Here is a 16,480-nt window from a genome sequence, read left to right as displayed (position 1 = left end):
TTGTGCTGGTGATTCTCCATCCAATCGTGCTGCTTCCTAGGTGAGATAGGAGATTAAAAGCCTGGCTGTGCGGGGTAGCGGCGACTATGCTGCCTGGATCCGTACCCCTTCAGCATAGAGCCGTGCCTCGCGCGGCGGCAACGGGCGGCTGAACAGGAAGCCCTGAACCTCACCGCAGCCCTCACGGCGCACCAGTTCGAGTTGCTCGACCGTCTCGACCCCTTCCGCCACGATGCCCATGCCGAGCCGCTCGCCGATGCCCACCACCGCCCGCACGATCGCTGCCGCATCTGAGTCGACGATGTCGCGGATGAACGCGCGATCGATCTTGATCTTGTCGAACGGGAAGCGGCGCAGGTAACTCAGTGACGAGTACCCCGTACCGAAATCGTCGAGTGCGATGCGCACCCCAAGGGCGCGCAGCCGGTGTAAACGGTTCAAGACCTCGTCGGCGTCCTGCATCAGAACGCTCTCGGTTACCTCTAGCTTCAACCGCGCTGCGGGCAGACCACTTACAGCCAGGGCTGTTAGCACTGCGGCTTCGAGGCCGTCCTGCTGCAGCTGGACCGGGGAGACGTTGACCCCGACGCGGATGTGAGCTGGCCAGTTCATCGCTTCGTAGCAGGCCTCCTGCAGCGCCCAGGTACCGAGCGGCACGATCAGGCCATTCTCCTCGGCCAGCGGGATGAACTCGCCAGGTGAGATCTCGCCCCGCTCCGGATGGCGCCAGCGCATCAGCGCCTCGAAGCTCATCACAGCACCGGTCGTAGCCTTCACGACCGGCTGATAGACCAGTCGGAACTCGCCGCGCCGGATCGCCTCCTTCATGTCGAGACCAAGATGGCCACGCGTCGTGATGCGGGCGCCAACGTCTGGCTCGAACTCACGATAAGTGTTCCGGCCCGCCGCCTTGGCCTCGTACAACGCAATATCGGCCTTGTTGAACAGCTCGTCCGCGCGGGCGCCCTGTAGCGATGCAACGATGAAGCCGACGCTGACGCCGACCTCGACCACCTGTCCGTCGAGATTAATCGGCTCGCTCACCGCGGCGATCAGGTCTTCAGCGAGGCAGGCTGCCGCGCACGGTTTGTCGAGATCGGTGAGCACGAGCGCAAACTCGTCGCCGCCGAGCCGGGCAACAGTGTCGTAGGGGCGCAGCACCGCCTGCATCCGCGCCGCCACGACTTGGAGCAGGGCGTCGCCCGCTGGATGGCCGAAGCTGTCGTTGATGGCCTTGAACCGATCGAGGTCGCAAATCAGCACCGCGATGGGTTTGTCGGAGCGGGCGGCGCGGGCGATCGCCTGGTCGAGACGGTCGCGGAACAGGGTCCGGTTGGGCAGGCCGGTGAGCGCATCGTACAGGGCCATGTGTCGGACCTGCTCCTCGGCCTCACGGCGGGCCGTGACGTCCCGCAAGGCGGCGACATAACCTACTGGATGTCCGCCCTGGGGATCTCGTGCCAACCGTACCGACGCTTCGATCCAGACGTAGTGTCCGGCTTTGTGGCGGTGGCGGACGCAGGTGACGAAGCGGCCATCGTCCTCCATCGACAACTTCGTCTGGAGATCGGCGAAGGCGTGAGCATCGTCAGGGTGGCCGAACGTGGCCGGCGTCGTCCCGACGAGTTCTTCCGGTTCGTAGCCGAGAACGGTGCGAGCAGCGGGAGAGACGTAGAGGCGACGCATGTCGAGATCGCCTAGGACGATGACGTCGTTGGCGTTCTCGGCGAGCAACCGGTAGCGATGCTCACTCTCGCGCAGTGCGGCGTAGGCTGCCTCGGCTTGCTCGCGTGCGCACTCAGCCTCGATCTGGGCAGCACGACCGCGCAGCGTGGCTTCGATGAACTTAGCGAGGTCCAACAAGCGATGCCGATCCGCCTCGCCGAAGGCTTGGCGGGGCGCGTCGTCAGCGATGCAGACAGTCCCCGTGTTGCTTCCATCAGCATGGGCGATCGGGACGCCGGCATAGAACCGCAAGAACGGTGCACCCGTGACGAGTGGGTTGCGGGCAAACCGCGGATCATCGTGCGTATCGAGCACGATCAGCGGCTCATGAGGTGCACCGAGAACCGTCAGAGCGCAGAAGGCGATGGAGCGAGATGTGGTTTGGACATCGAGCCCCTCGCGCCCGAGGAAGAGCTGACACTCCGTGTCGAGGTGCGAAACAAACGCGTAGCGCACCCCGAAAAGTGCCGCCGCTGTCCGACACATCGCGTCGAGGGTCGGATCTCGGTCGTCACTTTGCCGCAGAGAAGACAGAGTGTATTCGGGGAGCGCGGTTTCGCGGGATGGCATGGCTCGCCAGTTTTAATACCGGGGTGAGCAGGTGTTATCCGTGGAGATTGTTAAAAATACATTATTGTCTGCGCATTGACCTCTAAACATAAATTATAAATTATACCGAACTTTTAGAATGATGCCGAAAACTGGCGGCAGAACTGTTAAGTGTTCTTCGGTGTTTGCGCATGGCCGAGTACGAGCTTAGGGCTCAGCGGAGATCGACAGCCGAGAGCACCCGGGTTCGGATAAGCGAGCGGCAGCCTACGATCTGCTGATGATCTGAAGCTCGCGCTTCTGTGAAGCTGTCGGGGCAGCGTGCATTTTTGCGCAGCGGGTCTGGTTCCGACCGCCTGCCTTGGCCTCGTAGAGCGCACCATCTGCAAGGCGGTAGAGGTCCGTCAAGGCTGTCACCTCTGCGCCGCCCGCTATGGTGGTGACGAGCCCGATGCTCACCGTGACTGCGCCAGCACCGATGCCCGCCGAGCCAAACGTTAGGGTCAATACTTCGGCGTGGACCTTCTCGGCGATGCGGAGCGCACCTGCCTGATCGGTGTCCGGCAGAAGGACGGCGAACTCCTCACCGCCGACGCGGCAGACGAGATCATGAGGGCGATGGACGCTGGCCGAGAGGCATCGTGCCAAACCCTGCAGTACCTCATCTCCGACCTGATGGCCGTAACGGTCGTTGAAACGCTTGAAATGGTCGGCGTCGACGATGAGGAGGGAGAGAGGCTTGCCGCTCCGTAGCGCAGCCTTCCAAGACCGAGCGCCGGTGTCCTCGAACGCGCGACGGTTCGGAAGACGCGTCAGGGCATCCGTCAGCGATAGCCTTTCGAGTTCAGCCTGCATGGCCTCGCGGCGGCGCAGCTCGCGCCCGAACAGCAGCGACAGCGCGATCGTGAGGCCGCACAACATCAGCACGATGACGCCGATCGTGAGCGCCTTCATGCGCCATTCCGCTTCGATCTCGTCCGTCGACAGGGCGACGTTCAGGATCAGCGGCAGGTCGCCGATACGTGTGAAGGTGTAGTGCCGTTGGATACCATCCCGGGCGGAGGTCTCGACGAAGCTGCCGTTGTGCTCGCGCAGGAAGCCCTTGAAGGTCGGGGCACCTGCGATATTCACGCCGATGTCGGCTTCCGCGTAGGGCTGGCGCATGACGCGTGTGCCGTCACGCAGGTACAGGTTGATCGCCCCATCCCGACCAAGGTCGATCTGGCTGAACAGCCGCGTGAAGTAGGACAGTTTCAGGGTGCCGACCACCACGCCACCGAAGCTGCCGTCAGGCTTGTTGATGCGGCGACTGAGCGCGAGCATCCGGGTGGTTGTCAGGCGGGAGACCAGCGGCTCGCTAATGTAGAGGCCGAGATTGGCCTGAGCCTTGTGCACCAGAAAGTAGCTGCGGTCAGCGTTACTGATTTTTCGGGCTGGCACTGCGCCGGCGTCGATGATGCTGTCGCCGTTCTCATCGAGGACAAGCATGACGCCCATGTCCTGAGCCGTGGCTGCCCGGTCGAACAGGACGAGCTGGCGCAGCTCGGGGCTGATCTGATCGAGGCCGGGAACCTTGAGGTTTTCGACGACGGCGCGCAGCGAGAGGTCGTACATCTCGATGTTGCGGGCGATGTCGCGCTCAAGGACCTGGAGGAGGTTCTTGGAGGTCTGCTCGGCCTTGTCCCAGGCGTCTTGCCGCAGGTCGAGCAGCATGAAGCCGGAAATCACGAGCATACCGACTGGTGCTAGAACACCGAGGGCCATCCAGGTCCGAGCCGAGTTGAACCGATGCGTGAGGCATCGCAGCGAGGCCATCAGAGTTTTCTCGCGAGCGCGTTCGCTCCTGCCCAATCCTCGCATGGGAAGTCTTAATCAAAGACTTCAGATCAATAGGCCACAGCAGGGTCAAGCGGTTTATGTCGTCGAGAGACTGAACTGCTCAGTTTTGTGAGAAGCGGCTGCGGCGGCCATGCAGCGTAGCGTTTGGCTCGACGGGGGCGACAGGTTCTCTCGCCTGGGTCGATGTGGTCTTCGTCACACGCTCGATGCGAACACCGGCGTAATGACCCCGACGCCAAGCCAGCTGAACCGCGCAGATGAAGTCGCGTCCGACTACCTTGAACATGATGGTCTTGGGCCAGACGTAGGAACTCGGCACCGCCAGGCGAGCGCCGGAGGGAGATATGTCCTTCACGGTGGTCAAGATCGCGCTACCGTCAGGTAGGCGGATCAACGTCCAGTTGGTCTCTCGACGCTCTTCGCGCCGGTCGATAAAATTAATTGACTTCCCAGAATTGGGTTCACTGTCGCTGGGTATCACGCAATCTACGATAGCGTCGCCTAAAAATTTCTAAAGCATATATTCACATTCTCTACGCTAGTTATTGGTTGTTTTATTGATAACATTTCAGATGTAGATGAAATTTGACTGTCTAAAATTGTAGGCATATTACCCTTGATGTTCCGACTGCTCTCCTACCGCCCGCCATGCAAAGAACGAGGAGTATTCGCCTTCCATTCCGCTGTTAGAGAAGCAGCGCGCATCTACAGCATGTTCGCATAAGGGCGGCTTATGGCACACCACGTCGGTCCAATCGGACGTTCAACCGGATGAAACACCGCGGCGCGAGAGTGCTGGAGACACACCGAGGCTTCCCTACAGCTCAGTTCGAGCCCATCTTAGGATTATCCACCGCCGTTTGAGGTCGGGATGCGTGCAAGGCCGGGCGAGCCGTGATGATATGGCCGCCCGGCCAGCGCGTTGTGTCAAACGCATAGAACGCGCTTAGGGCTCGTGACCGTCAACGGACCACGCGCAATAAAGTAACCTGTGTTAGGTGCCTTCGATGTTGAAGCGCGTCGACACACCCTGGTTCGTAGCCATCGGCGCCTCTGGCGGTGATGGTTTGGACGACATCATGGCCGTCCTGCGCGAGTTGCCGCCCTCGCTGAACGCTGTCGTGCTGATCGTCCTGCACAGGCTCTGGGACAAACCGAGTCATCTCGCTGCTGTGCTTGGACGCGCCGCCCACATGCCGGTGTGCGTGGCTTTGGACGGCGGTCGGTTCACCCCAGGCACAGCCTATGTCGGAGCCCCGGCGGACCACCTCACTCTGGCGGCCAACAGCTTCGGGCAGTTGATCGACGATCCAGACCGCACCCATCGCAACCGCACCGTGGACCTGCTGTTCCGATCCGTTGCGGCGCATGGCGGCTCCCGCATCATTGGGGTGGTTTTGTCCGGATCCCTTGATGACGGAGCACGCGGGCTGGCGGCCATCAACGAGATCGGCGGCCTCTCGATGGTCCTCACGCCTGCGCGGCCGCCCGAGCAGGGCATGCCAGAGAACGCCATTTCGTATGACGGTCCTATCGACCTGATCGGAAGCCCGTCTGAGATCGCCCAGGCTATCTGTGCTGCCGTCCAGCAGCCGTGAAGCTACCCGCATCGGAGGAAAGCCGTTTCCAGACGGTACCGAGTGTCGGATTTGGTCCACTAGCGATCCGCACCTGGCTGGCCGGTGGTGGACGCCCCCGGCACGCTGCAGTAGCTCTCCGGCATGGCCAGCAACCCAACCGTGTCCGACCTCCACGACCCTAATACACGCCATGATGCTGCTCCCGCATCTGTTAAGATAGCGAGCGAGTCGTTCCCTCCGCTCTTCAGAGCGGCAGTCCATCGCGCAATGGTGCGCCTCGACGGTTTCGCTCGTGGCCTCGGCCTGAACGAGGCGGCCACACGCATGATCGTCGAGCAGGTCGTGGTCGAGCTGCCGCTGGTTGAGGACGAGCAGCGTCTAGTCGAGGCCCGGAACCGGATGATCGCGGCTTCGGCGTAGCTCCATGTTCGAGGACTCAGTTCCGATCGCCGAGGCCGTAACCGTCCTCGCTTCGCGCGGCCACACCGTCGAGCCCGACGACGATTACGAGAATTGGCGCGTGGACGGCAGCGACTGGCTCACCGTCGGCGGCTTGCTGGCGTTGGCCATCCGCCTCGGCTTGAACGTCGGGGTCGGCCGGCTGCAGTAGACCTCCATGCCCGAGACCTTGCCCGGCTGGGTCTTGTTTGCGGCCATGATGGCGTCGGCGACGGGTACGCTGGTCGCAGGGACACGGCTATCCCTGGCTGAGCTCCGACAGGCGAAGCCGGATCGGCAGGACATGCACTCCGTCCGCGCCTTTGGGACATTGCTGATCGTGTCGACGCTGCTGTTCCTGTTCGTCGAGGGTCGGTAGCTCAACCAGCACAGTGAGCGGCGACACGCTCGGCAAGCCGATCGGCTGTCAGGCATCCGTCTGGGTGATCGCGCCTCAACGCCGCCATGGGCATGTCAGGCGCCGCGGCCTCCTCCGGTTCCTGCACCAAGCTGAGACCACCGTGCGCCTTGATCGCGAGAAGGCCCTCGGCGCCGTCGCCATCTCCGCCGCTGAGCACGATCCCGACGACGCGCTCGCCGTAGGTTTCGGCCGCTGAGACGAACAGGGGATCGGCGGCTGGGCGCGTGAAGTGGACCTTCGGACCTCGATCCAGGTGGATCACACCGAAGCGCAGCCGCAGGTGATGGTCCGGGGGCGCCACGTAGATGCGGCCGCTCTTGATGATCTCGCCATGCTGCGCGAACGCTGCCGGGAGATGACCACGCGAGGCGAGGATGTCTGGCAGGTAGCTGCGGTTCGCACCGATGTGGCTGACGATGAACACGGACGCCCGACAGTCGGACGGCAGCGCGGTGATGATCTGCACGATGGGATCGAGGCCACCGGCTGAGGCAGCAATGACGACGATGGCGCTCATCTCCCCAGCTCAGGTTAGCCGCTGGTCCAGGTGCAGGTAGAGCGGATCGAACTCGGCAAGTACCTTCAGGCGGCTCCAATCCCGGATGATCAGCGTGCGTTTCATGAGCTGGATCATCTGCTCGGCACGTATCTCCTGTAGGATGCGGTTGACGTGCACCGAGGTCAGGCCCAACGCGTCGGCCAGGACCGTCTGCGTGAGCGGCAGGGCGCACCGTCCCTCTTCCTTGACCAGGCCTGCAGCCTTCTGCCGGACGTAGAGTTCATACAACAGGTGCGCCAACCGTTTGGGACCAGAACGACGGCCGAGCCCGATCAACCACTCGTTCGTGATCGACGCGATCACCAGCACCTCGTGCCAGAGTGCGGCCGCAGCATCGGGGTATCGCACCATCAGGTCGTGGATCGCCTCGTGTGGGATTAGGGCTACGGACACGTGTGTGAAGGCGCAGATGCCGTGGTCGACGACGGGCAGATGTAGGGTCTGAAGGTCAGGGATGTCGCCCGCGATGTGGAGGGCGAGGAACTGACGCTCGCCGTTGGGCAGCAGCGTGAAGCGGCCCATCCAGCCACTGAGCACGAGACAGCAACTCGTGGATCGGTCGCCGGGATGGATGAAGCCGGTGTTCGGCGCCAGCTCTTGCATCGTGGCCGGCAACACCTCGATGGCGCGCCGCGCGTCGTCGGAGAGCGGCATGGCCCGAGAGAGCCGCGCCGTGAGCGCCGAGAGCGGAGAAATTGTCGTCGTCAGCATCACGCCCGCCTCTATCGAGCAGCGGAAGCGCACGCCTCTCCCAGTCACCGATGCCTGGATTTGAACAGACGATGATCCAGGGAAAATTCACATGGAGCAGTTCCGCTCCCGAATAGCGATCGGGTCGAGGCGCTCGCGAAGAGCCAATCGAATTCCTTGACGATCGTGTGCGAACGACCTTCGAGGGGCAGCAGGCACACTGGAAGAGCCAGGCGGCATGACGCGCGAGATCGTCCTCGACACCGAGACCACCAGCACGGACCCCAAGGTCGAGCGCATCATCGAGGTCGGCTGCGTCGAGCTGATCAACCACATGCAGACGGGCCGGACCTTCCACCGCTACTGCAATCCGCAGAGGGCGGTTCATCCGGACGCCTTCGCGGTGCATGGCCTGTCCGACGGCTTCCTGGCCGACAAGCCGCTATTCGCTACCATCGTGCCCGAGCTGCTGGCCTTCATCGGCGACGGCACACTCATAATCCACAACGCGCCGTTCGACGTCGGCTTCCTCAACGCCGAGTATGCCCGGCTCCCCGAGCCGCGGCCGCCTGCGATCAAGCTTGATGATGTGGTCGACACGCTCCTCCTCGCCCGGCGCAAGCATGCGGGCGCGGCCAACAATCTCGACGCCCTCTGCAATCGCTACGGGATCGATCGCAGCCGCCGCGCCAAGCACGGCGCGCTCCTCGACGCCCAGATCCTGGCGGAGGTCTATGTCGAGCTGCTGGGCGGCAAGCAAACTGGCTTCGACCTTGCGCCCGCCCTCGCTACCTTGGCTCAGTCCACTGCGGACGCTGGGCGGCCGGTAGCGCCGCGCGTGTTCAAATCCCGGCTCACCGACGCGGAGCGGGAGCGCCATGCGGCGTTCATTGGCACGCTAAAGACGCCGGTCTGGGCGGACTACATCAGCGAGACGGATAGCTGACGGGCAACGGGCCGACGCTCAGTTTCGCACCTCGAGCCTGTTGGTGCATCCGGTGAAGAAGTAATCGCGCCGTGGTCTGAAACCGGCATGGCTGGTAGGTCGGGACGTTCATTCGAGAAGGGTCACGCTGATTTCCGACGATGCATGGTCGACAGCACTGGGTCTGCTTGCGGTCTTGGTCCTCGTTTTCGCCAATGGGTTCTTCGTGGCAGCCGAGTTCGCCCTGGTCTCCGTGCGCCGCAGCCGGGTCGCCGAACTGGTCTCCGAGCGGCGAGCCAACGCCACCGCCCTGCAACGGGCCACTGACCGCCTCGACGCCTACCTTGCCGCTACCCAGTTCGGCATCACCCTCTCGTCCCTGGCGCTGGGCTGGATCGGGGAGCCGGCGCTGGCTCACCTGATCGAGCCGGCTCTGACCTGGCTGCCGATGTCGCTCGGAACGGCCCTGGCTCATACCGTATCTGTGGTCGTGGCCTTCTCGATCATCACCTCCCTGCACATCGTGCTCGGTGAGCTGGCCCCGAAGAGTTTGGCCCTGCAGCGCAGCGAGCGCACGGCGCTGGCTGTCGTCCGTCCGCTCGGCTTGTTCCTGCTCGTCTTTCGTCCGGCGATCCTGTTGCTCAACGGCCTCGGCAACGGCGTGCTTCGGCTCTTCGACCTCCAGGCTGGTCACGGCGAGGGCTCGCTGCATTCGACCGCCGAGCTCAACCTGCTGATCCAGGCGAGCCAGGAAGCTGGCCTGATCCGCGAGGTCCAGCAGGAAGCGGTGGAGCGCATCTTCTCCATCGGCGAGCGCAAGGTCCGGGACATCATGACCCCGCGCCACGAGGTCTTCTGGGTCGACGCCGACGACCCGAGGGACGTGGTGCTGAAGGCGGTGCGCGAATGCAATCACGCCCAGGTCGTCGTCAGCCGCGGCGACGTCGACGAGATCGTTGGGATCGTCCGCAAGCAGGACCTGCTCGACCAGGTGCTCGACGGCAAGGACATCGACGTTCTCGCGGCCACCCAGCCGCCCATCGTCGTGCACGAGAGCATGACCATCCTCGCGGTGCTGGAGACCTTCCAGAGCCAGCCGATGCGCATGGCTGTAGTCGTGGACGAGTACGGCAGCCTGGAAGGGATTGTCACCCAGACGGACCTGCTGGAGGCCATCGCCGGCGACATCCCCGAGGCCGGCGACGAACCGGACGTGATTGAGCGCCCGGACGGCTCGCTGCTGATCGACGGCATGATGCCAGCCCGCGAGGCTCTCGAACGGTTGGAGCTATCCGAAGACCTGACTTCAGACGACTTCAATACGCTGGCCGGCTACGTGATCTTTCAACTGGGTCGGATACCAGCCGCCGGAGATGCATTCGAGGCCGGCGGCTGGCGCTTCGAGGTCGTTGATATGGACGGACGCCGAATCGACAAAGTCCTAGTCTCCAGGGTGATGGGATGACGTCCGCTCAGTCGCTGTCGTCTCCGGCAAAAGCATCGTCGTAGGCATCAAGCAGCCACGCGAGCAGGTTGGTCCCTACATCGTCGCCGAAGTTGCCCGAAGCCGTGCCCGGCGGCTTCTGCGGGTACTGGAGCTGAACGTCGGCGTACAACGCACACGCCAACCGCTCCAATGCGTCGTCCGGCAACACTTGCTCTTGATCGACAGGCATGGCCGTACCCTTTGATGACGTACCAGCCGGCTTCGGCCCCGCCACCTGATCTAATCACGAGTCAGACCGCTCTGCTGTTTCTTGGGCGAGGATCAGAAAGTGGCGGCGCATCTCCGGGTCGCTGATGCGTCGGTAGGCCAGCAGCAGTGCTGCGCAGGCTTCGTCGAGATCATTTTCCTCGCTGGTGGGGTCGGCTTCAGACCCGACCCGCGGGTCGGCCGGACCGTGCAGCGTGGCCTGCGGTAGGTGCAATGCGTCGGCAATGCGCTTCAGCAGTCGCATCTTGCGGGCACGCTCTGCCGCGGCTTGATCCTGCGGGGCGAAGCTGAACGCACGCCCATATTCGTCGTCGTGCTTCGCCATCTCAGTTCCGCCATTGGTCGCAGATGTTGAGGATTAAGATACCCTTGTCGCGAAGCGGCGCAAAATTATGATGCTGTTTCCTGGCCGAGTTGCGAAAGCGTCGGATCGTTTATGCCGCGTAAGTCACCTGAACGCGCCCTGTGGTCACGCTCCCTGACGCTCGCTGCGCCCAGCATCGGTGTCTGGGAAACCGATCTCGAAGCCGACCGGACGCGCGGTGATTCGGTAGTCGCCCGGCTTTTCGGATGGTCGGATGCCGAGGCCGCGGAAGGCGTTCCGATTTCGCGGCTCCTGTCTGCTTTTCACCCAGATGATTTGGCCCAGGATCAGGAACGTCGCGCCCGCATACGCGAGGAGGGCGGTGTGTTCGTCTGGGAGCATCGCGTTGTACCCACGCAGGGCGTGGTGCGCTGGGTGCTGGCACGCGGTCACTATTGGCGAGATGCGAGCGGCCGGATGTTCGGGCGCGGCATCGTTATAGACGTGACGGACAGCCGGAGTGACGGGAACACTGATGGCCCAGCCCGGTTCCTGACCACTCACGAGGTAGCGGGTCCACTCCTGGAGCGCATGGCTGAGCGCGCTCTGGAGATCGAGGAGATAGGTCGCGGCCTTGATGACGAAACGGCGAAGCGGGTTCGCCCCTTGATTGAGGGCCTGCTGTACGAACTTGGCCGTCAGATTTCTGCATCGCTGGCAGAGGCCCCGGCGGCCGAGCGGTCGTCAGACCAAACGATGCATTGAGCGCAACATCGTGAACGACACCTTGCGTAAGGTGCTTCACCAGCGATCACACCGGTAGGTCGGTGGGTGGAAGCGGCATTCTCGTGGATGTCACCCAGATGCGGATGAACGAGGGCACGTTCTGCGAGGCCGAGATCAATCCAGCGGAGCCGCCATTGGAGCGGGCCGCCGACCACGCCATGGCGGCCCAGCAGGCGATCATCGAGTTGCAGGACCCGGCCCTGAAATCTCAGGCGGATGCGCTCTTGCTCGGACTAGGACGCAAACTGGCCGAGCAGGAGGTTCAGGGGCGGCGCAAGCGAATGAACTGAGCACCGCCGGCTCGGCCCCGCCGTCCGATCTGATTACGGGCCGGCGGGGGAGGTAGCCTCACCAGGTTCGAACGCGAAACAATTTCCCTCACGCACGCGTTACCGGCGTTCTTTGGCACAACGAGGTTCTGATGCGCCAACGCTCAATTGCGGCATCTATCCCGCTCATGGTCCTGCTTTCGGGAGCGGCTCACGCACAATCGCCGACGGCAGCCCCTCCTGCTACGGCTCCCGGTGCTCCGACGACTATGGCTCCCGGTGCGCCTGGGGTGGCAGCGCCGCAGCCTGGTTCGACTGGAGCACCGGCAGCCGTCACCGGTACCCCGACTGGTCAGCCCGCCGATACCATGACGAACAACTCAGCAGCTGGTGGCAATGCCGCTCAGCCCTCGCGTGCCGTGCCCCAGGGCGGCGGTAGCGGGAAGTGACGTTCCGACTACAGCAATGAGACGAACCTCGTTTTAAGTAGCTATTGGTTTGTTCCTGAGACCACGAACTTCCTAAGCCCGCCCGGTTTGCCGGCGCGGGCTTTTTCATGTCGAAACATCTGCCAGATGCAAAGCGAACTTATCACGGCTGATTGGGTTTCCAGCGTAGGGGGAGCCTGTTCACGGAGGCGTGAGTGTCACGCTATTTCATCAGCACAGCGAACGGCATCGAGGTTCAGGACGAGGAAGGGGTAGAGTTGCCCAACCACGAAGCTCTGCGCACGATGCTTCTTCAGACGCTCACGGCGATCCTGCGCGACGAAAGCGAGCCTCACGGTGTCGAGGAGCTGACCGCGAAGGCCTATGCCGAGGATGGCTGTCTAGTCATGCAGGCGCGGGCGACCTTTTCTATCACTGAACAGTAATATGACGATCGGCTCGACTGCGAGTAAGGCCGAATGCTCCCCCACCCGAGGCGATACAAGATAGCTTCGAAACAGTCGTTAGCCGATCGCTCGGGGGTGTGGCGATAGCGTTCCGCGATAGGTCGCGGCAATCAGCGGGCAGCCGTTGTGCGGCTCGTCATGCCGCATTATTGGCCGGTGCGCCCGCAGGTAATGGCAATAGATCCGCACGCGCCCATGACAAGCAGGGCAGCGTTTGGAGGCATCGCGATACCGCCGATGCACCTCGACCAGCGATAACGTTCGCCATGCGCCGTCGATCTTCGCTTCACAGTTCGGGCTTTCGATCATCGTTATGCTGAGGGCGCCGCATTGCCGTTCACCGACACGGCTATGACGCATAAATGGTAGAGCAATTCAGCGTCGCTTCTTGCCGCATAGATCGGCACATGGCCAATCGTAGCTGGCTTGACTTGAACAGAAAGCTGCCACGCCCCTGAGCAGGCCGATGCGGGCCCGAGCGGAAGCGCGATTGCAGGTAAGCAGCTCGACCTGCCCAAAAGTACGGATCAGTTCAGGTTGCCGGAGATGGCGCTGAACTTGGTGCCGAGCCGCGAACCAACGACCTTTAACGAGGCTATAATCGCGACGGCGATCAGGGCGGCGATCATGCCGTACTCGATCGCGGTGGCGCCGGTCTCATCGCGGGCGAACCGCTGCAGCAGCTGGAGGCATCACGGGGATCCTGCGCCGGTCAGGGCTCACGACCCCGTGATACCGGGGGGCGCATTTACGGTCTGTGAAGAACCACTACTCGGTCCCCAGCAATCCGCATCTGAGCGGGTTCCACCATCACCAACGATAGAGGCGAAGGCCTTTCATGGCCTGCGCTTTGCCAGAGGCGCCGGCTCGTCGATGAGACCACGAGCCAACTTGCGGCGTGCTCCTGACGGGGTGCGCCGCCCCTTCCGCGACATCGTCCGACACCACCTGCGGCTACCTAACTGGCAGGCGTATTGCGTCCGATAATGGATGGCTGTGTTTCACCTCGAATGCTCCATACATCGCCGATGCGCTAGCGGCATCTCAGTAGCCAGCGAGCAAATCGCGGCGCGAACAGAAGCTGAAGCAATCTCTGATGCCAACACTCGGTTTACATACTTGATTGCCCACCGATCAGGGGTAGCCACCCTTAGAGATGATGCCGGGCGGATCATCTGGACCAAGCGGGTAACAGAACCCGTAGACGCATAGTGGTCGCGCCTACGCGATGGCAGCCAATGCCGGGCAGGTGTGGTTCTGATAGCAGCGGTGCACCCCCGATCCTTCCAAGCCGAAATCAGGGGTGCACCATGCCTGCGATGAACGGCGAGCTTAGGAACCGAGCAATCGGGATGCCACTTTCACTAATTTAGGTAGCCTGTGCGGATGAATGACGGTGTGCTCATGGACACCCAACAGCCCCTAATCTGTCAGCCGATCGCAGAAGGTGCGCACGCGCGAGCAATTGGTCGCCCGAAGGATAGCTGTCCGTACCCAACCGACGCTCCTGAGCGACAGGCGTGGCTCGACGGATACGATGGCACGCCGAGCGAGGACGGTCCTGATGTTCCCATCTCAGATGCTTGAGGTGGCAAGTGGCTACGGTGCGCAGGCGATTGATAGCGTACCATTCGATGGGCTCGGAGGCTCGCCCGGCAAGGTGCGCCTATCCGATGTCTGCTCCTGCTTGCATTGGGTGTCGCGCCGGTTCATTGCATCCAAGTCGCGCCAGCCCTTCTCCAGCTGCCGCTGCACCTCAGCTGGATTGATTGGGGTTCACTCGGCGCCCAACACGTTCTGCGCTGAAGCACTCCCGTCTGTAATCGCGGTGAGTGCGATTGTGAGTGTGACGATCAATGAGCGCAGCATCTAGAGCGGGTCCCGGGCTGATTGCGACGGGTTAGCGGGTGGCGCGTTGACGGGTGAAGGAGCATTCCAATGCCTTCACCTCTGTCCGTCGACTTGCGCGAGCGTGTCGTAGCTGCCGTGGCGGCGGATGCCTCGTGCCACCGAGCCGCGGCTCGCTTTGGGATCAGCGTGTCGAGCGCCAGCCGCTGGTCGCAGCGCTTCCGCCACGAGGGCCAACTCGCCTCCAAGCCGATGGGCGGCGATCACACCTCGAAGCGAATAGAGGCGCATGCCGGGCTGATCCTGGCGACCTCCGAGCAGGAGCCACGCCTCTTCCTATGCGAGCTGCGCGACAGGCTGGCTGAGCAGGGCATCCAGACCAGCACGAGCGGCCTGTCGCGCTTCTTTGCCCGCCACGGGATCAGCTGGAAAAAGGGGCGACGTACGCAGCTGAGCAGGAGCGTGCGGACGTGAGAGCTGCCCGCGAGGCGTGGTTCGAGGCACAGCCCGAGCTCGACCCGGAGCGGCTGGTGTTCCTGGATGAGACGGCGGCCGCCACCAACATGGCGCGCCGCTACGGTTGGGCGCCGCGCGGCGAGCGCTGCCGGCTCACGGCCCCGTTGGGCCACTACAAAACCACCACCGTTACCGCCGCCCTGCGCACCAGCGGACTGTGTGCCACCGCGCTATTGGACGGTCCCACGAACGGCAGGCGCTTCCGAAGCTACGTCACCGAGATCCTGATCCCGGTGCTGCACCCAGGCGACATCGTCGTCATGGACAACCTGCCAGTCCACAAGGTCGCCGGCGTGCGTGAGGCGATCGAGGCCGCAGGAGCGCGGCTGCTCTACCTTCCGTCCTACAGCCCTGATTTCAACCCGATTGAACAGGCCTTCGCCAAACTGAAGGCGCTGTTGCGCAGCGCGGCACCCCGCACGATCCCGGATCTCTGGGCGGCGATCCGCCAAGCCTTCACGCGCTTCACCCCGCAGGAGTGCCGCAACTACCTCGCCGCAGCCGGCTACGAGAACGACTTGGCCGTCGCTACCTGACCGGGAACGGCTCTAGTTCGCTTTCTCAAGATCCTTACGGCTTCGCTCGCTGCGATGATCGAGGGGAACCGACGCCAGAGCGTTTGCGCCCGCCAGCTGCAGCGGCTCTCCGGCCCTCGTCGGTGATCGTCCACTCTTCGCGTCCGAAGCGATCACGGCATTCTGTGCGAACGATCGGTCCGTCCCGAGCAAAACTGCTAAGTATCGAATTTCCCCGTTTGTAGAAGCGATCTCGTTCGCTCAGCAACCGGAGGCGATTTAGGTAGGCATCGCTCAGCGGACCCGTCATGCGCCGGGCCACGCAGATCGTGTGCCAGCCTCAAGTGCGTAGCTGAGCGCGCTCCACCTTCAACGTTTCTTCCGCCAGGTGGTGGATTGGATCAGCGAAGTCGCCATACCCTTGGGTTCGCGGCGGCGATGGCCAGGACGTAGGAGGCGACACCCAGCTGTGTGCCGTAGGCGATCACCAGAAACCCGATCCCGATCCAGGCTATCAGCAACGCGGCCATGATGGCGAGCACGTAGGGGTTCCCGGTCGGCACGCTATGGTTGGTTCTTTGTCGAGCCCATTCAGCGGCACGCCTGTTCTGAACCGATCATACTTGTGGCCGATGACATCAAGCTCCGATCCAGTCGCTATTCTGACGAACGGACGGACCTCGTCGTCGACCAAGTGGATCAATCGCTCGCGGAAAATTGCATCGGGCTCAGGATCGCTCATGGCTTATGCAATAGCGCAATGACACCACTTGCAATAAGCCCCGCGCCCAACACTTTCAGGGGAGCGTTGGTAACGTCATCGTTCGTTAGAAACGCCGTCGTTGCGCCTGCTACCACCGCGACACACAGGAACATGGCGACCCGGCTCAAACTCACTTCAGATAGC

Annotated in this window: 19 protein-coding genes; 11 read left to right on the top strand and 8 right to left on the bottom strand. The window is 62.9% G+C overall.

The features are described from left to right. Nucleotides 1-84: 84 nt before the first annotated feature. Together FVA80_RS22590 and FVA80_RS22585 are read right to left on the bottom strand one after the other, a co-directional pair. A complete protein-coding gene (locus FVA80_RS22590; RefSeq protein ID WP_147907392.1) occupies nucleotides 85-2,295 on the bottom strand; it encodes an EAL domain-containing protein in 2,211 nt (736 codons plus the stop codon). A 246-nt stretch (nucleotides 2,296-2,541) separates the two neighbouring features. Further along, nucleotides 2,542-4,089 (bottom strand): sensor domain-containing diguanylate cyclase, encoded by a 1,548-nt coding sequence (locus tag FVA80_RS22585; protein ID WP_147907391.1) that lies wholly within the window; start codon nucleotides 4,087-4,089, stop codon nucleotides 2,542-2,544. A 1,031-nt stretch (nucleotides 4,090-5,120) separates the two neighbouring features. Between FVA80_RS22585 and FVA80_RS22580 the strand changes: the two genes are divergently transcribed. The 4 genes from FVA80_RS22580 to FVA80_RS22570 all read left to right on the top strand — a co-directional run bounded on the left by FVA80_RS22580 (nucleotide 5,121) and on the right by FVA80_RS22570 (nucleotide 6,510). Further along, nucleotides 5,121-5,711: a chemotaxis protein CheB gene (locus tag FVA80_RS22580; protein ID WP_147907390.1), complete on the top strand. Its 591-nt coding sequence runs from the start codon at nucleotides 5,121-5,123 to the stop codon at nucleotides 5,709-5,711. A 249-nt stretch (nucleotides 5,712-5,960) separates the two neighbouring features. After that, nucleotides 5,961-6,113, top strand: a complete 153-nt coding sequence (locus tag FVA80_RS30725) for a hypothetical protein (protein ID WP_187193478.1) — start codon at nucleotides 5,961-5,963, stop codon at nucleotides 6,111-6,113. 4 nt (nucleotides 6,114-6,117) lie between these two features. Then, a complete protein-coding gene (locus FVA80_RS22575; RefSeq protein WP_147907389.1) occupies nucleotides 6,118-6,303 on the top strand; it encodes a hypothetical protein in 186 nt (61 codons plus the stop codon). A gap of 6 nt (nucleotides 6,304-6,309) precedes the next feature. Beyond that, nucleotides 6,310-6,510, top strand: a complete 201-nt coding sequence (locus tag FVA80_RS22570; RefSeq protein WP_147907388.1) for a hypothetical protein — start codon at nucleotides 6,310-6,312, stop codon at nucleotides 6,508-6,510. A 1-nt stretch (nucleotide 6,511) separates the two neighbouring features. Here FVA80_RS22570 and FVA80_RS22565 read toward each other — a convergent pair whose 3' ends face one another. Together FVA80_RS22565 and FVA80_RS22560 are read right to left on the bottom strand one after the other, a co-directional pair. Next, the gene (locus tag FVA80_RS22565) at nucleotides 6,512-7,069 is read right to left on the bottom strand and encodes a chemotaxis protein CheB (RefSeq protein WP_147907387.1); all 558 of its coding nucleotides are present in this window, start codon (nucleotides 7,067-7,069) and stop codon (nucleotides 6,512-6,514) included. Between the two features lie 9 nt (nucleotides 7,070-7,078). Further along, nucleotides 7,079-7,822 carry a Crp/Fnr family transcriptional regulator gene (locus FVA80_RS22560; RefSeq protein WP_147907386.1) on the bottom strand — a complete coding sequence of 248 codons (744 nt, stop codon included), beginning with the start codon at nucleotides 7,820-7,822 and terminating at the stop codon, nucleotides 7,079-7,081. A 217-nt stretch (nucleotides 7,823-8,039) separates the two neighbouring features. On the opposite strand from FVA80_RS22560, the gene dnaQ reads away from it, so the two are divergent. Both dnaQ and FVA80_RS22550 read left to right on the top strand, forming a co-directional pair. After that, entirely contained in the window at nucleotides 8,040-8,747 is a 708-nt protein-coding gene (gene dnaQ / locus FVA80_RS22555) for a DNA polymerase III subunit epsilon (protein ID WP_147907385.1), read from the top strand. Nucleotides 8,748-8,922: 175 nt separating this feature from the next. Further along, on the top strand, nucleotides 8,923-10,191 hold the full coding sequence (locus FVA80_RS22550) for a hemolysin family protein (protein ID WP_246692089.1): 1,269 nt from the start codon (nucleotides 8,923-8,925) through the stop codon (nucleotides 10,189-10,191). Nucleotides 10,192-10,198: 7 nt separating this feature from the next. Here FVA80_RS22550 and FVA80_RS22545 read toward each other — a convergent pair whose 3' ends face one another. After that, nucleotides 10,199-10,402, bottom strand: a complete 204-nt coding sequence (locus FVA80_RS22545) for a hypothetical protein (RefSeq protein ID WP_147907383.1) — start codon at nucleotides 10,400-10,402, stop codon at nucleotides 10,199-10,201. Nucleotides 10,403-10,456: 54 nt separating this feature from the next. Then, nucleotides 10,457-10,765, bottom strand: a complete 309-nt coding sequence (locus FVA80_RS22540) for a hypothetical protein (RefSeq protein ID WP_147907382.1) — start codon at nucleotides 10,763-10,765, stop codon at nucleotides 10,457-10,459. Nucleotides 10,766-10,876: 111 nt separating this feature from the next. Here FVA80_RS22540 and FVA80_RS22535 point away from each other — a divergent pair, with 111 nt between their 5' ends. From FVA80_RS22535 to FVA80_RS22520, 3 genes are all read left to right on the top strand, one after another. After that, complete coding sequence (locus FVA80_RS22535; RefSeq protein ID WP_147907381.1) at nucleotides 10,877-11,509, top strand: PAS domain-containing protein; 633 nt, start codon at nucleotides 10,877-10,879, stop codon at nucleotides 11,507-11,509. An 83-nt stretch (nucleotides 11,510-11,592) separates the two neighbouring features. Beyond that, nucleotides 11,593-11,820 carry a hypothetical protein gene (locus FVA80_RS22530; protein ID WP_147907380.1) on the top strand — a complete coding sequence of 76 codons (228 nt, stop codon included), beginning with the start codon at nucleotides 11,593-11,595 and terminating at the stop codon, nucleotides 11,818-11,820. Nucleotides 11,821-12,442: 622 nt separating this feature from the next. Further along, complete coding sequence (locus FVA80_RS22520) at nucleotides 12,443-12,673, top strand: hypothetical protein (protein ID WP_147907378.1); 231 nt, start codon at nucleotides 12,443-12,445, stop codon at nucleotides 12,671-12,673. Nucleotides 12,674-13,221: 548 nt separating this feature from the next. Here the strand turns inward: FVA80_RS22520 and FVA80_RS22510 are convergent. Next, nucleotides 13,222-13,377, bottom strand: coding sequence for a Flp family type IVb pilin (locus tag FVA80_RS22510; protein WP_147907376.1), 156 nt, complete (start codon nucleotides 13,375-13,377; stop codon nucleotides 13,222-13,224). A 703-nt stretch (nucleotides 13,378-14,080) separates the two neighbouring features. Between FVA80_RS22510 and FVA80_RS31540 the strand changes: the two genes are divergently transcribed. Together FVA80_RS31540 and FVA80_RS22495 are read left to right on the top strand one after the other, a co-directional pair. Next, complete coding sequence (locus FVA80_RS31540; protein WP_348642415.1) at nucleotides 14,081-14,281, top strand: Rmf/CrpP family protein; 201 nt, start codon at nucleotides 14,081-14,083, stop codon at nucleotides 14,279-14,281. A gap of 351 nt (nucleotides 14,282-14,632) precedes the next feature. Continuing rightward, nucleotides 14,633-15,594 (top strand): IS630 family transposase gene (locus tag FVA80_RS22495; RefSeq protein WP_147907373.1). Its coding sequence is split into 2 segments (ribosomal slippage): nucleotides 14,633-14,981 and nucleotides 14,981-15,594, totalling 963 coding nucleotides; the frame shifts between segments, so codons are not numbered across the junction. 380 nt (nucleotides 15,595-15,974) lie between these two features. On the opposite strand, the gene FVA80_RS30720 is transcribed toward FVA80_RS22495, so the two are convergent. Continuing rightward, the gene (locus FVA80_RS30720) at nucleotides 15,975-16,115 is read right to left on the bottom strand and encodes a hypothetical protein (protein ID WP_210249466.1); all 141 of its coding nucleotides are present in this window, start codon (nucleotides 16,113-16,115) and stop codon (nucleotides 15,975-15,977) included. Nucleotides 16,116-16,480 lie beyond the last annotated feature (365 nt).

The organism is Methylobacterium sp. WL1 (assembly GCF_008000895.1).
Taxonomy (GTDB): Bacteria; Pseudomonadota; Alphaproteobacteria; order Rhizobiales; family Beijerinckiaceae; genus Methylobacterium.
This window is presented reverse-complemented; position numbering and strand designations above follow the sequence as displayed.

What these genes read in the sequence shown, in the direction of transcription:
- FVA80_RS22590 (WP_147907392.1), bottom strand. Translation starts at nt 2,295, where the DNA reads ATGCCATCCCGCGAAACCGCGCTCCCCGAATACACTCTGTCTTCTCTG.
- FVA80_RS22585 (WP_147907391.1), bottom strand. Translation starts at nt 4,089, where the DNA reads ATGGCCTCGCTGCGATGCCTCACGCATCGGTTCAACTCGGCTCGGACC.
- FVA80_RS22580 (WP_147907390.1), top strand. Translation starts at nt 5,121, where the DNA reads ATGTTGAAGCGCGTCGACACACCCTGGTTCGTAGCCATCGGCGCCTCT.
- FVA80_RS30725 (WP_187193478.1), top strand. Translation starts at nt 5,961, where the DNA reads ATGGTGCGCCTCGACGGTTTCGCTCGTGGCCTCGGCCTGAACGAGGCG.
- FVA80_RS22575 (WP_147907389.1), top strand. Translation starts at nt 6,118, where the DNA reads ATGTTCGAGGACTCAGTTCCGATCGCCGAGGCCGTAACCGTCCTCGCT.
- FVA80_RS22570 (WP_147907388.1), top strand. Translation starts at nt 6,310, where the DNA reads ATGCCCGAGACCTTGCCCGGCTGGGTCTTGTTTGCGGCCATGATGGCG.
- FVA80_RS22565 (WP_147907387.1), bottom strand. Translation starts at nt 7,069, where the DNA reads ATGAGCGCCATCGTCGTCATTGCTGCCTCAGCCGGTGGCCTCGATCCC.
- FVA80_RS22560 (WP_147907386.1), bottom strand. Translation starts at nt 7,822, where the DNA reads ATGCTGACGACGACAATTTCTCCGCTCTCGGCGCTCACGGCGCGGCTC.
- dnaQ (WP_147907385.1), top strand. Translation starts at nt 8,040, where the DNA reads ATGACGCGCGAGATCGTCCTCGACACCGAGACCACCAGCACGGACCCC.
- FVA80_RS22545 (WP_147907383.1), bottom strand. Translation starts at nt 10,402, where the DNA reads ATGCCTGTCGATCAAGAGCAAGTGTTGCCGGACGACGCATTGGAGCGG.
- FVA80_RS22540 (WP_147907382.1), bottom strand. Translation starts at nt 10,765, where the DNA reads ATGGCGAAGCACGACGACGAATATGGGCGTGCGTTCAGCTTCGCCCCG.
- FVA80_RS22535 (WP_147907381.1), top strand. Translation starts at nt 10,877, where the DNA reads ATGCCGCGTAAGTCACCTGAACGCGCCCTGTGGTCACGCTCCCTGACG.
- FVA80_RS31540 (WP_348642415.1), top strand. Translation starts at nt 14,081, where the DNA reads ATGAATGACGGTGTGCTCATGGACACCCAACAGCCCCTAATCTGTCAG.